The 12,382-nt window shown below is 73.0% G+C and carries 13 protein-coding genes; 9 read left to right on the top strand and 4 right to left on the bottom strand.

From position 1 onward, the window contains the following. Nucleotides 1-244: 244 nt before the first annotated feature. Together LV78_RS07235 and LV78_RS07230 are read left to right on the top strand one after the other, a co-directional pair. Nucleotides 245-865, top strand: a complete 621-nt coding sequence (locus LV78_RS07235) for a hypothetical protein (protein WP_253843949.1) — start codon at nt 245-247, stop codon at nt 863-865. A 50-nt stretch (nt 866-915) separates the two neighbouring features. Further along, the gene (locus LV78_RS07230; protein WP_253843948.1) at nt 916-1,551 is read left to right on the top strand and encodes an SDR family oxidoreductase; all 636 of its coding nucleotides are present in this window, start codon (nt 916-918) and stop codon (nt 1,549-1,551) included. Between the two features lie 172 nt (nt 1,552-1,723). On the opposite strand, the gene LV78_RS07225 is transcribed toward LV78_RS07230, so the two are convergent. Next, nucleotides 1,724-3,001 (bottom strand): D-arabinono-1,4-lactone oxidase, encoded by a 1,278-nt coding sequence (locus tag LV78_RS07225; RefSeq protein WP_253843947.1) that lies wholly within the window; start codon nt 2,999-3,001, stop codon nt 1,724-1,726. Between the two features lie 83 nt (nt 3,002-3,084). On the opposite strand from LV78_RS07225, the gene LV78_RS07220 reads away from it, so the two are divergent. Further along, nucleotides 3,085-4,272 carry an amino acid deaminase/aldolase gene (locus LV78_RS07220; RefSeq protein WP_253843946.1) on the top strand — a complete coding sequence of 396 codons (1,188 nt, stop codon included), beginning with the start codon at nt 3,085-3,087 and terminating at the stop codon, nt 4,270-4,272. Here the strand turns inward: LV78_RS07220 and LV78_RS07215 are convergent. Then, the gene (locus tag LV78_RS07215; RefSeq protein WP_253843945.1) at nt 4,269-4,901 is read right to left on the bottom strand and encodes a TetR/AcrR family transcriptional regulator; all 633 of its coding nucleotides are present in this window, start codon (nt 4,899-4,901) and stop codon (nt 4,269-4,271) included. The two genes, LV78_RS07220 and LV78_RS07215, sit on opposite strands and share 4 nt — an antisense overlap. A gap of 119 nt (nt 4,902-5,020) precedes the next feature. Here LV78_RS07215 and LV78_RS07210 point away from each other — a divergent pair, with 119 nt between their 5' ends. From LV78_RS07210 to LV78_RS07200, 3 genes are read left to right on the top strand one after another with little or no spacing between them, the layout of a single operon-like run. Continuing rightward, nucleotides 5,021-6,274 (top strand): family 1 glycosylhydrolase, encoded by a 1,254-nt coding sequence (locus tag LV78_RS07210; protein WP_253843944.1) that lies wholly within the window; start codon nt 5,021-5,023, stop codon nt 6,272-6,274. Nucleotides 6,275-6,306: 32 nt separating this feature from the next. Continuing rightward, entirely contained in the window at nt 6,307-7,554 is a 1,248-nt protein-coding gene (locus LV78_RS07205) for an MFS transporter (protein WP_253844310.1), read from the top strand. Beyond that, nucleotides 7,551-8,318, top strand: coding sequence for an SDR family NAD(P)-dependent oxidoreductase (locus tag LV78_RS07200; protein ID WP_253843943.1), 768 nt, complete (start codon nt 7,551-7,553; stop codon nt 8,316-8,318). Before LV78_RS07205 ends, LV78_RS07200 begins: the two co-directional genes overlap by 4 nt. Before the next feature lie 372 nt (nt 8,319-8,690). Here the strand turns inward: LV78_RS07200 and LV78_RS07195 are convergent, their stop codons facing one another. Both LV78_RS07195 and LV78_RS07190 read right to left on the bottom strand, forming a co-directional pair. Beyond that, a complete protein-coding gene (locus LV78_RS07195) occupies nt 8,691-9,053 on the bottom strand; it encodes a hypothetical protein (protein ID WP_253843942.1) in 363 nt (120 codons plus the stop codon). Nucleotides 9,054-9,066: 13 nt separating this feature from the next. Continuing rightward, nucleotides 9,067-9,390: a hypothetical protein gene (locus tag LV78_RS07190; protein ID WP_253843941.1), complete on the bottom strand. Its 324-nt coding sequence runs from the start codon at nt 9,388-9,390 to the stop codon at nt 9,067-9,069. A 277-nt stretch (nt 9,391-9,667) separates the two neighbouring features. On the opposite strand from LV78_RS07190, the gene LV78_RS07185 reads away from it, so the two are divergent. From LV78_RS07185 to LV78_RS07175, 3 genes are all read left to right on the top strand, one after another. Continuing rightward, nucleotides 9,668-10,990: a helix-turn-helix domain-containing protein gene (locus tag LV78_RS07185; RefSeq protein ID WP_232520113.1), complete on the top strand. Its 1,323-nt coding sequence runs from the start codon at nt 9,668-9,670 to the stop codon at nt 10,988-10,990. 61 nt (nt 10,991-11,051) lie between these two features. Beyond that, nucleotides 11,052-11,948: a phosphotransferase gene (locus tag LV78_RS07180; RefSeq protein WP_253844309.1), complete on the top strand. Its 897-nt coding sequence runs from the start codon at nt 11,052-11,054 to the stop codon at nt 11,946-11,948. 111 nt (nt 11,949-12,059) lie between these two features. After that, nucleotides 12,060-12,359, top strand: coding sequence for a hypothetical protein (locus LV78_RS07175; protein WP_041836481.1), 300 nt, complete (start codon nt 12,060-12,062; stop codon nt 12,357-12,359). Nucleotides 12,360-12,382: the final 23 nt, after the last annotated feature.

Raw genomic sequence — 12,382 nt, 5'->3', positions numbered from 1 at the left:
GCGAGCGGTGTGCCTGTGCGTGCCCGTCGCGGGCCGTTCCCAGGGTCTCGTGTCACCCGGACGGCAGCATCGCCGGGCCGAATTCGCCGAACCGGTCAACGACCGGTCACCGACCCGGTGAAACCGCTGAACTCAGGGCCGGTCCGCAGCGGGGGGCGAACGGCGCTCCGACTGGTACGCCTTATCCAGAGCACGAGTCGAAACGCGGCGGATCGACCGCCGTGGTTCCCGAGGAGGCTTTGGCGTGAGCAGCACACCCGCACGTATCGAGGTCACGGACTCCGCGAAGGCGAGGGCCTCGTCGGCCGCGGCTGTCCCGATCCCCGAACTGCCCGGCTCCGTCGAGGAGCTGGCCAGCGTCGCCGCCGTCCGCCTCGGGTGGCACGGCGTTGTGCTGCCGGAGATGGTCCTGATGGGCCGCAAGGTCGTGGTCGTGGCCGACCTGATCGCCGACGCGCACGCCGAGCGGCTGTGCCTCGGCGCGACCCCCGAGGTCGACCGGGCCACCGTCTCCACCTGGGTGTGGCCGGAGATGGACGGCCGCGTGCCGCCCGCCGCCGTGCGCATCGTCGGCGTCCTGGCCGTGGCCAGGCACTGGCGGACCGCGCTGGCCTCCGCCGTCCCCTTCGCGCGCTTCGGCAACGCCGCCGCCGTGCTGCCCGCCTCGGTCGCGCTGAGCCACGACTACCTGGCCAACTGCCTGCCGCGCGTGCGCAGGTACGGCGTGAACGTCCTGCTCGCCGACGAGAGCAGCGAGCTCACCACCGACGTCTGCGGTCGCAACGAGACCGTGCCGGTCGAGGACACCGCCACCACCCGCTGGGTCAACGAGCTGGTCTACGAGCGGGTCCTGGCCACCGCCTGACCCGCGCCGCCGATCTGTGGCGGGCCCGCGCGGCGACTAGCGTCGGCCGCATGAGGGTTGTGATCGCGGGAGGGCACGGGAAGATCGCGCTGCACGTCCAGCGGCTGCTGGCGGCCGAGGGGGACTCGGCCACCGCGCTGGTCCGCAACGAGGACCACTTCGCCGACGTGACCGAGGCGGGCGGGGTCCCGGTGCTGTGCGACCTGGAGGCGAGCGACGTCGCCTCGGTCGCCGAGTACCTGACGGGCGCGGACGCGGTGCTGTTCGCCGCGGGCGCCGGGCCCGGCAGCGGGGTGGCGCGCAAGGACAGCGTGGACCGGGGCGCCTCCGCGCTCCTGGCCGACGCGGCCGAGCTGGCCGGGGTGCGCAGGTTCGTGCAGATCAGCTCGGCGGGCATCGGCCGGACCACCGGTGACGAGGTGTTCGACGCCTACCTGCTCGCCAAGGGCGCGGCCGAGGACGACCTGCGGGCCCGCGACCTGGACTGGACGATCGTCCGGCCCGGCAGGCTGACCGACGAGCCCGCGACCGGCGCGGTCCGGCTCACCGAGGGGGACGCGGAGGACGGGGCGGTGCCGCGCGCCGACGTGGCCGCCGTGGTCGTGGCGGCGCTGGGGCGGCCGTCGTCGATCGGCAAGACCTACGAGCTGGTCTCCGGCGGGACGCCGGTCCAGGACGCGTTCTAGGTCACACCGGTCGCGCCGGTCCGGGTCCCCGGACCGGCGCGCCGGGATCGGGGCGCTGGGATCGGGCGCTGAGATCCGGATCACGGTCCGCCGGTCCCGCGCCCCGCGCAAGACAGGGGTGTGACGGGTCTCGCACCGCCGGGCGCGGCACTGGCCGCGCCCGGCGGTCGCCTCAGCCGAGCACCCGCTCCAGGTGCCGGTTCCCGAACTTCCGGTCGGGGTCGACCTCGTCGCGCACGCGGCGGAAGTCCTCGAACCGGGGGTAGCGCCCGGCCAGCTCCTCGGCGCCCAGGCTGTGCAGCTTGCCCCAGTGCGGCCTGCCGCCCGCGGCGAGCGCGATCCGCTCGAACGCGTCGAAGTACCGCCGGTGCGGCATCCCCACGTACTGGTGCACCGCGACGTAGGCGGTGTCCCGCCCGTGCGCGGTGGACAGCCAGATGTCGTCGCCCCGCGCGACCCGCACCTCCACCGGCACGATCACCCCGTGCTCCAGCTTCCCCACGGCGGCGCGCAGCTCGGCCAGCACCCCGTGCAGCTCGGCGCGGGGCACCGCGTACTCGGTCTCCACGAACCGGACCCGGCGCGGGGTGGTGAAGACGCGGTGCGACTGGTCGCGGTAGTCCCGCTCGCCGATCAGCGCCCCGCACATCCGGTTGAGCCCCCTGGCCGTCGCGGGCACGGCGCGGGCCACCTTGCACACCGCGCCGAACGCGGCGTTCTCCATCACGTCGTACTCGTAGAACCGGCGCAGCCCGGACAGCGGCGCGCACGGCTCGTCCACCCGGTTGTTGCGCTTGACGATCACCCGGTCGCCGTGCGGGAACCAGTGGAACTCCACGTGGTCCTCGGTCGCGGTGAGGTGGTCGAACTCCTCCAGCACCGCGTCGAGCCTGGCCGGGTACTCGCGGGCGTGCAGCACGAACGACGGCACGCAGCGCAGGGTCAGCGTGCTGATCACGCCGACCGCGCCGAGGCTGAGCCTGGCCGCCTCGAACAGCGCGGGGCGCTCGGCGGGGGAGCAGCGGACGAGCGAGCCGTCGGCGAGCACGACCTCCAGCGCGACGATCGCGGTGGCCAGGCCGCCGAGCGCCGCGCCGGTGCCGTGGGTGCCGGTGGCGGTGGCGCCCGCGATGGTCTGGGCGTCGATGTCGCCGAGGTTGGGCATGGCGAGCCCGTGCTGGTGCAGCAGCTCGTTCAGCGCGCGGAGGGTGGTGCCCGCGCGGACGGTCACCAGCTCCCCCGACACGTCGACCAGGCCGGTCCAGCGGTCGAGGTCGAGCGCGACCGAGGGGGCGACGGCGACCCCGGTGAAGGAGTGGCCGCTGCCCCGCGCGCGGATGGCGTCGGCGGTGCGGACGACTTCGGAGATCCCCTCCGCCGTCGTGGGGTGCTCGACCCGGATCGGGGCTGCGGTCTCGGTCCGCGCCCAGTTCGTCCAGGGGGGTGCCATCTGCGCCTCCGGTGTGAGGAGAGCCACACAAGGTAAGTGAAAGCGTTTCACCTTTCAAGCTTTTTCGACGTACCGTTGGCGCCATGCAGCCGAGGACGCGACTCGACCTGGCGACCAAGGACCTCGAAGCCCCGCTCGCGATCGTCGACCTGGACGCGTTCGACCACAACGCGGCCGACCTGGTCCGGCGGGCCGGGGGCAAGCCCATCCGGGTGGCCAGCAAGTCGGTCCGGGTGCGAGCGCTGCTCGACCGCGTCCTCGCCAGGCCCGGTTACGCCGGGCTGATGTGCTACTCGCTGCCCGAGGCGCTCTGGCTGTCGTCCCAGGACACCGCCGAGGACCTGCTGGTCGCCTACCCGACCGTCGACCACACCGCGCTGCGCGCGCTGGCCGCCGACGAGAAGGCCCGGCGGCGGATCACGATCATGGTGGACTCGACCGCGCACCTCGACCTGGTCGACGCCGCGCTCGGCGACGACCACCCGGAGATCCGGGTGTGCCTCGAACTGGACGTCTCGTGGCGACCGCTGCCCGGCGTGCACGTCGGACCGCGCCGCTCGCCGGTGCACACCGAGGGCGACGCCGTCCGGTTCGCCCGCGCGGTCGTGGCCAGGAAGGGCTTCCGGCTGGTCGGCGTCATGGCCTACGAGGGCCAGGTGGCGGGCATCGGCGACGCGCCCGCCGGACGGCGGGCCTGGGGGCTCGCGGTGCGCTGGATGCAGGCCCGCTCGGTGCCGGAGCTGACCGAGCGCAGGGCCGCTGCGGTGGCCGCGGTGCGCCGGGTCGCGGAGCTGGAGTTCGTCAACGGCGGCGGGACCGGGAGCCTGGAGTCGACCGGCGCCGACCGGTCGGTGACCGAGCTGGCCGCCGGGTCCGGGCTGATCGGGCCGACCCTGTTCGACGCCTACCGCTCGTTCCGGCCGCGCCCGGCCGCGCTGTTCGCGCTGCCCGTCGTGCGCAGGCCCAAGCGGAACGTGGCCACGCTGTTCTCGGGCGGGTACCTGGCGTCGGGGACCGGGACGCCGGACCGGCTGCCCTCGCCGCACCTGCCGAGCGGGCTGGAGCTGCTCGCGCTGGAGGGGGCCGGGGAGGTGCAGACGCCGGTCGTGGGGAAGGCCGCCGACCGGCTGGAGCTGGGGGACCGGGTCTGGCTGCGCCACGCGAAGGCGGGCGAGCTGGCCGAGCGGTTCGCGGAGTACCACCTGGTGAGCGGGGACCGGGTCGAGGCCGTCGTGCCGACCTACCGGGGAGAGGGCAAGGCCTTCGGCTAGGCGGTGGCCGGTGGCTGATCGGGCATCCTGGTGGACAGGTAGCCCCTGATCAGCGCCTTGGCCTCGTCGAGGACGAGCGGGTCGCCCGCCGGGTCGCGGCGGAAGGCCAGGCCCAGCACGCCGTCGGCGGCCTCCACGGCTATGGAGATCGGCAGCCTGACCTCGTCCAGGGGTATCGCGAAGCGGGTGGAGATCATCTCGGCGATCCGGTCGGACACCACGGAGTTGTTGTCCTTGCGGTCGTCCATCAGCCGCAGGTCGACCACGTCGCCGAAGTGCAGCCTGCTGAACGCGGGCACCTCGCGGTGCATCGCCACGTAGACGTCGAAGATCGAGTCGACCGCGTCCCACCAGTGCGCGGGCGTCCTGGTGGCGAAGGTGCCGTCCACGGTCTGGATGAACCGCTCCAGGTTGCGCAGGGTCAGCTCCTGCACGACGGCCCGCTTGTCCGGGAAGAACTGGTACAGCGAGCCGACCGCGACGCCCGCCCGCTCGGCGATGAGCGTCGTGGTGACCCCGTCGTAGCCGACCTCCTCGACGAGCGCGGCGCAGGCCTCCAGCATCCGCTCGACGCGCTTGGCGCTGCGCTGCTGCACCGGCTGCCTGCGCAAGGGGGTCGTGCTAGTCACGGCGACTCCTGCTGGACTGGTAGGGGCCTTCATAGTGCCCGGTCGAAGGCTCGATGACTTCCCACCACACCGCAACACGCCTACTGTGTGAATCCGTTTCACGTTTCGTGGGAGGTGTCATGACCGGACCTGATTTCCTCTGGGGCGTCTCGACTTCCGCCTTCCAGATCGAGGGGGGCTTCGACGAGGACGGCAGGCTTCCCTCAGTGTGGGATGAATTTCCCTCGTTCGAGGGACAGACCGCGCGGGTGGCCTGCGACCACCGCAACCGGCACGCCGAGGACGTGGCGCTGCTGCGCGAGCTGGGGGTGAACGCGTACCGGTTCTCGCTGTCCTGGCCCCGCGTCGAAGGCGGTCGGGCGGCGGGCGGGGGCAGCAGCGGGCTGGACTTCTACGACCGGCTGGTCGACGACCTGCTCGACGCGGGCATCGCCCCCGTCGCGACGCTCTACCACTGGGACACGCCCGCCCACGTGGAGGAGGCGGGCGGCTGGCTCGCCAGGGACACCGCCCACCGCTTAGCCGACTACGCCGCCACCGCCGCCGCGAGGCTGGCCGACCGGGTCGCGATGTGGATCCCGGTCAACGAGCCCGCCATGGTCACCCTGCTCGGCTACGCCACCGGCCAGCACGCGCCGGGCAAGGCCCTCCTGTACGACGCGCTGCCCACCGCCCACCACCTCAACCTCGGCCACGGCCTCGCCGTCCAGGCCCTGCGCGCGGCGGGCGCCACCTCGGTCGGCACCGCGAACAACCACACCCCGGCCTGGCCCGCCACCGGCTCCGCCGAGGACGCCGCCGCCGCGAGCGCGTACGCCGACCTGCACAACTGGCTCTACGCCGACCCGGTCCTCGCCGGGCGCTACCCCGAGGCGCTGGTCGACCTGCTGCCGATCTACGACGGCGACCTCGCCACCATCGCCCAGCCGCTCGACTTCTACGGGGTCAACTACTACAACCCCACCCGGCTCGCGGCCCCGTCGCCGGGCAACCCGCTGCCGTTCGACCTGGTCCCGATCACCGAGCACCCGCTCACCGGCTTCGGCTGGCCGGTCGTGCCCGCCGGGCTCGGCGAGATGATCGACGCCCTGCGCGCCAGGCACCCGCACCTGCCGCCCGTCCACATCACCGAGAGCGGGTGCAGCTACCCGCACTCGCTCGACGACACCGAGCGCGTCGAGTACCTGGCCGCCCACAGCGAGGCCGCGATCGCCGCCGGGGCGAAGGGCTACTTCGTCTGGTCGGTGCTGGACAACTTCGAGTGGGACTCCGGGTACTCGCAGCGCTTCGGCCTGGTCCACGTCGACTACGCCACCCAGCGCCGCACCCCGCGCGCCTCCTTCCGCTGGTACCGCGACCGGATCCGCCGGTGAGCGCCCCCGGACCGGGCGCGCCGGACCCCGAGATAACCGCCGCCGCGCCCGCCGCGACCGCCCCCGATCCGCTCGCCGAACCGGTCACCCCGGTCGGCCGGGGCTGGACGACACTGCTGTTCCTGGCCAACCTCGGCCTGTGGCTCGGCGTCTACGCCCCCATCCAGGTGCTGCTGCCGCAGCAGGCCGAGCGGATCGCGCCCGACGCGAAGGAGCTGGTGTTCGGCCTGGTCACCGCCCTGGGCGCGGCCGTGGCGCTGGTCGCCAACCCGCTCATCGGGCTGTCCTCCGACCGCACCTGCTCCCGGTTCGGCCGCCGCCACCCGTGGACCCTGGGCGGCGCGCTGGCGGGCGCGCTCGGCCTGGCCGTGCTCTCCGGGGCCGACGCGGCCTGGTCGATGGCGCTCGGCTGGTGCCTGGTCCAGGCCGGGCTGAACGGGATGCTCGCCAGCCTCACCTCCGGCGTCCCCGACCGGGTGCCGGTGGCGCAGCGGGCCAGGGTCGGCGGGCTCGTCGGCATCAGCCAGATGCTCGGCACCGTGCTGGGCGCCGTCGTGGTGACCGTGCTGGTCACCGGCCAGACCGCCGGTTACCTGGTGTGCGCGGCGCTGGTCGTCGCGGGCGCGCTGGCGTTCGTGCTCGCCACCCCGGACGCCCGGCTGCCGCGCGCCGCCCGCCCGCCGCTCGTCGCGCGCGAGCTGTGGGTCTCCCCGAGGCGGCACCCCGACTTCGCCTGGGCCTGGACCGCGCACTTCGCCATCAACCTCGGCAACGCGCTCGGCACCCTCTACCTGCTGTTCTTCCTGGCCGACGAGGTGCGCCACCCCGCGCCCGAGGACGGCCTGCTGGTGCTGATGCTGCTCTACGGCGCGGCACTCGCGGTCGGCGCGGTGCTCGTCGGCGCCCGCTCCGACCGCACCGGCCGCAGGCGCGGCGGCGTCCACCTGTCCGCCGCGCTCATGGCGCTGGCCGCGCTGCTGCTCGCCGCCTGGCCGACCTGGTGGTCCGCGCTGGTCGCCGCCCCGCTGCTCGGGTTCGGCTTCGGCGCCTACTGGGCGGTCGCGCTGGCCATGCTCACCCAGGTGCTGCCCGCCGCGACCGACCGCGCCAAGGACCTCGGCGTCGTCAACGTCGCGAACGCGCTGCCCCAGGTGCTCGCCCCCGCGCTGGCGTCGGTGGTGCTCGTCCACCTCGGCGGCTACCGGGGGTTGTTCCTGCTGTCGGCGGTGGCGACCGGCGTCGCCTCGCTGTGCGTCACGAGGGTCAGAGGAGTGCGATGAGGGTTCTGGTGACCGGCGCGTCCCAGGGGATCGGGGCGGCCGTCGCCGAGCGGTTCGCCGCGCTCGGCGCCGAGGTGCACCTGGTGGCGCGCGGGGAGGTCGCGCTCGCGACCGTCGCCCGGCGGATCACCGAGCGCGGCGGGCGGGCGGTGGCGCACGTCGCCGACCTCGCCGACGAGCGGCGGGTGCTCGCCCTCGCCGAGGAGGTCGGACCGGTCGACGTGCTGGTCAACAACGCGGGCGTCGGCCGCTGGCTGTTCCTGGACGACACCGGTCCGGACGAGCTGCGCGGCATGACCGCCCTGCCGTACGCCTCGTACGCCCTGCTCACCTCGCTGCTGCTGCCCGCCATGCGCGAGCGCGGCTCGGGGCGGCTGGTGTTCCTGAACTCGCCCGCCTCGCGGATCGCCATCCCCGGCGCCACCGGCTACACGGCGGCGCGCTGGGCGGTGCGCGGGCTGGTCGCCGCGCTGCGCCAGGACCTGCGGGGCACCGGGGTCGGCGTCACCGAGGTCGTGCCCGGCGCGGTGCGGTCCAACTACTTCGACAACAACCCCGGCTCGGCCGAGCGCATCCCGTCGGTGGTCAGCAGGTTCGTTCCCACGATGACCCCCGAACGGGTGGCTGCCGAAGTGGTGAAGGCGGTCGAGCGGGGACGCTCCGAAGTCGTTTTCCCGTGGCAGATCAAACTCTTCGACCTGGTCGGAAGGGTGATTCCTGGAGCTGTCGCATATCTCGCCTGGCGGACCGGCGTTCACAGGTGAACGCGTTCGGCTCTGCGGTGTGCGCTGAATGGCCCCCAAAAGGGGGAACAGTGCGTAACCGGGAAACTGTGCGGAACGTGAAGGGCCCTGAACGCGAAAGTGCGGAAATGCGAAACCCGGACGTGGAACCGTCCCCGATGCCCGCGCGGGAGGAGCGGACATCGGGGCCGGACTTGGTGCCCGCGGACCGGCGCCGGTCGGGAGGGAAGGTGTGCACGGCACCGGCCCGCGGATGACTGTGGTGTTCGGTTGTGAAGCTGACCGGCGGCCCGTTCGTCGCGGTCGGGGGTTCGCACGTCCCGGACCGCCGGTCAGCGTGAGGCGGGTGGACGACCGTGTCGCGTCGGGGGAACGACAGGTCGCCACCGCCCGTTAATGGGCTCGGACAACTGCTCCTCGGCGCGACCGGGTGACAGGAGGGGTCACCGGCGCCGTGCGGAGGTGCCGAGCCGGGCGCGGGGCCAGTCCGCCCGCGACCAGGTGTTCGTACGCGGCGCGCCACACCGAGCAGGGGCTCTTCTGCTGCCGCCAACGACCGGAGCACTCGGGGCAGTTGCCCTTGTCGTCCGGTTCGTGCGCGGCGAGCAGGGCCCGCCATCCCTCGGTCAACCGAGGGAGCTCGGATCGTGCCACCGACAGGAGGGAAGGGGCGTCGGCCTGGCTGGCCAGCTCCGTGAGCAGGTCCAACCGTTCCCAGACCGCGTTGCGAAGAACTTGACCGAGGATCTCGTCCACCGAAACGTCACCGTCACCTTTCCGCCTTCTCGGCGGCTTCGCGTAGCGCTGCCCTGAGCTGTACGAGTCGGTCGGCCGAAAGGACCGCCGCCCCACCGGTCGGGCCGACCAGGGGCGCGGGGCCCCCGGAGGTCCGGGCGGTGGAGCTGCGGTCCCGGCCGTCCACGCCGTCGGGGCTGGAGCACCACCGACGACGCTGCCCGGTCGAGCCGCGCCATCCGGAGCCGAGGTCGGTCGGCTCCTGGATAGACAGGGAAGTGGAGGGGGAAACACCGAGGACGACCTCGCCCGCGACGCCACCGCGCCGGGTGGTCACCGCCCGCTCGATCAGATCCACCGCGTGTCCCTCTCCGAGTTCACTCGCTTACCGGAACCTAGATTGCGATGATTCAAGCCGGAGCGGGGCACTCCAGCGGTGGCCGGTGCTCGTTCCACGGTAAGCGGTCAACGGAGTTCAGTAGGGCCGATCAGCCTCGCCGATCGACACTTCTCGCAGTTGGTGGAATGCCCCTACTCTGCCGTTGACGCCCGGTAAGGACTGTGAGGGGGCGCAATTGAACACCATCGGTTCGTCGAACTCTCCTGTTACGCCCGAGGTCTGGGACCAGCAGGAGATGCGCGACGCCCTGGCCAAGCGGGAGATCAGCACGGTCTACCGGTTGCTGCGCAGGCACGGCGTGTCGCAGCGCCAGATCGCCGCGCTCACCGGTCAGTCGCAGTCCGAAGTGTCGGAGATCCTCAAGGGTCGTCAGGTCATGGCCTACGACGTCCTGACCAGGATCGCCACCGGCTTGGGTGTCCCCAGGGGATACATGGGCCTCGCCTACGACGAGGCCACGGCAGTGCGGGTGGCCGCCACGGCGGAGGCACCCCATTCTGAGGAGGACGAGTCGGTGAAGCGAAGGAAGTTCCTCGCGCACGCCGCCGCCATCACCGTCGGTGCGGCCGTGTTCGGCACGGACTCCGGGTCTTGGACGGGCTCTCCCGCGCAGACCCCGGCCCCCGGCCGGATCGGCATGACCGACGTCCGCCAGGTCGAGGCCGCCACCAAGGCCCTGCGCACGCTGGACTACCAGTACGGCGGCGGCTCCTGCCGCGACGCCGTCGTCGCCCAGCTGTCCTGGGGGCAGCAGATGCTGGGCGCGAACGCGACCGAGCTGGTCAAGGAGCGGCTGTACGTCGCGCTCGCCGACCTGCACAACCTCGCGGGCTGGACGTCGTTCGACACGGGGCTCTACGACTCGGCGCGCAACCACTTCGGGCAGGCGCTCAGCCTGGCCAAGCAGGGGCGCAAGGAGGAGCTGGTCGCGAACATCCTCTACCGGATGGGGCGCGTCTACCTGCACCAGGACGCCCCGGACGACGCGCTCAAGGTGTTCCAGCTCGGCCAGCTGGCCGCGCAGAACTCCGGCTCCGAGCTGGCGGTCGGCATCCTCTGCGCGAACGAGGCCTGGGCCTACGCGAAGATGGGCTCCGACACGCAGGCGCTCAAGCTGCTCGGCAGGGCGCGCGACGAGTTCGCCAGGGCCAACGTCGCCGAGGCGCCCGCGTGGGCGCGGTTCTTCGACGCGAACGACCTGTCCGCGATGGTCGGCACGGTGCACACCGAGCTGGCCCAGACGGTGGACGTCAAGTACACCCGCACGGCCATCCCGGCGCTGTCCAAGGCGATCGGCGGCTACGGCGAGGACATGACGCGCAGCAAGTCGTTCAACTTCATCTCGCTGTCGATCAACCACCTGCTCCAGGGCGACCTCGACCACGGCTCCAAGGTCGGCCGCCAGGCGCTCGACCTGTCCGAGAGCCTCAAGTCGATCCGCACCAAGGACCGGATGAAGCCCCTCCTCGGCGAGGCGCAGAAGCGCCGCAACAACCAGGACGCCCGTGAGCTCGCCGAACGCGTCTCCAAGTTCACCGGCACCGACAGCGCGGCCTGAGGCGTTGCGGCTCGGACCCCCGCCGGGGTCCGGGAGCGGCGCCGAGGGGGACGGCGCGCGGGTGGCGGGCGGTGGCAGGTTCACCCCCGCCGTGCTCGCGGACGTGCTGGAGCGGCTGTGCGCGGGCCTCGGCCTCGACCACCGGGGCGCACGGCTGCTGAAGTTCACCGCCAACGCGGTGTACGAGCTGCCCGCCGACCGGGTCGTGGTGCGGATAACGGGGTCGATGGCGCTGCGCCACCGGGCGCCCAAGGTGGTGGCGGTCGCCCGGTGGTTGGCCCGGCACGACGTGCCCGCCGTGCGGCTGGTGGAGGACGTGCCCCAGCCGCTCGTGGTGGGGGAGCACGTGGCCACGCTGTGGCGCACCGCGCCGAGCGGCGGCCCGCCCGTCGACGGCCGGGACCTCGGCAGGCTGCTCCGGTTGCTCCACTCGCTGCCGGAGCCGGACTTCGAGGTGCCGAAGTGGTCTCCGCTGGAGGACGTGCGGCGGCGGATCGCCGACGCCGAGGAGCTGGCGGCGGACGACCGGGCGTTCCTGGAGGAGCGCTGCGCGGCGCTCGCCGAGCGGCTCGGCGCGCTGGAGACCGAGCTCCCGGTCGGCGTCGTGCACGGGGACGCGCACCTGCGCAACCTCATCCCGAGCCCGGACGGGCCGCTGATCTGCGACTTCGACTCGACCGGCCGGGGGCCGAGGGAGTGGGACCTGTCCATGGTCCCGGTCGGCGCGGCCCGGCTCGGCCACCCGTGGCGGTGGCACGAGCAGCTCGCCGCCGAGTACGGCTTCGACGTGACCGGCTGGCCGGGGTACGCCCTGCTCAGGGACGTGCGTGAGCTGAAGCTCACCACCAGCGTCCTGCCGATCCTGCGCAGCCACCCCGAGGTCGCCCCTGAGCTGCGGCGACGACTTCGATCACTGCGCGAGGGCGATTCGGACACCCGCTGGGAGCCCTACCGCTGAGCCCGCAATTCGCGTAACACCGCGCACGTGGAATGCGACTGAACCCATCGACGGGGAGCTTCGCAGTGCCTAGGGTTCGGGTGCTGACTCGGGCGATGGGGTGTTGCCACGGTGCGCGGAATCGGACAGTTGCTCGGCACTAGGCGCCGGCGCGCCAAGCGTGCCCTCGACGCGGCCAGGATGCTGGACGAGGTCGTGGACACGCAGTTGCCGCTGCTGGCCTCGTTCGACGAGGAGCGGCGGAGGCGTTCCGCGGACTACCTCGCGGAGCTGGTGAAGCTCGCCCAGGACTACCGCTACTTCGCCAACGGCTGGATCGACGCCCGCGAGCTCGACCGGCGCGGGCAGGAGGCGCTGGTGGTGCTCGGGAAGTTCCGCAACGACCCGACCGCCAGGCTCGCCCAGGACTGAGGGCGATCGCTCGGCCCAATCGC

This window comes from Actinosynnema pretiosum (assembly GCF_024171695.1).
Lineage (GTDB): Bacteria > Actinomycetota > Actinomycetes > Mycobacteriales > Pseudonocardiaceae > Actinosynnema > Actinosynnema pretiosum.
Note: the sequence above shows the minus strand (reverse complement) of the source record. Positions and strands in the feature narration are given on the sequence as shown.

What these genes read in the sequence shown, in the direction of transcription:
- LV78_RS07230 (WP_253843948.1), top strand. Translation starts at nt 916, where the DNA reads ATGAGGGTTGTGATCGCGGGAGGGCACGGGAAGATCGCGCTGCACGTC.
- LV78_RS07225 (WP_253843947.1), bottom strand. Translation starts at nt 3,001, where the DNA reads ATGGCACCCCCCTGGACGAACTGGGCGCGGACCGAGACCGCAGCCCCG.
- LV78_RS07220 (WP_253843946.1), top strand. Translation starts at nt 3,085, where the DNA reads ATGCAGCCGAGGACGCGACTCGACCTGGCGACCAAGGACCTCGAAGCC.
- LV78_RS07210 (WP_253843944.1), top strand. Translation starts at nt 5,021, where the DNA reads ATGACCGGACCTGATTTCCTCTGGGGCGTCTCGACTTCCGCCTTCCAG.
- LV78_RS07200 (WP_253843943.1), top strand. Translation starts at nt 7,551, where the DNA reads ATGAGGGTTCTGGTGACCGGCGCGTCCCAGGGGATCGGGGCGGCCGTC.
- LV78_RS07185 (WP_232520113.1), top strand. Translation starts at nt 9,668, where the DNA reads ATGCGCGACGCCCTGGCCAAGCGGGAGATCAGCACGGTCTACCGGTTG.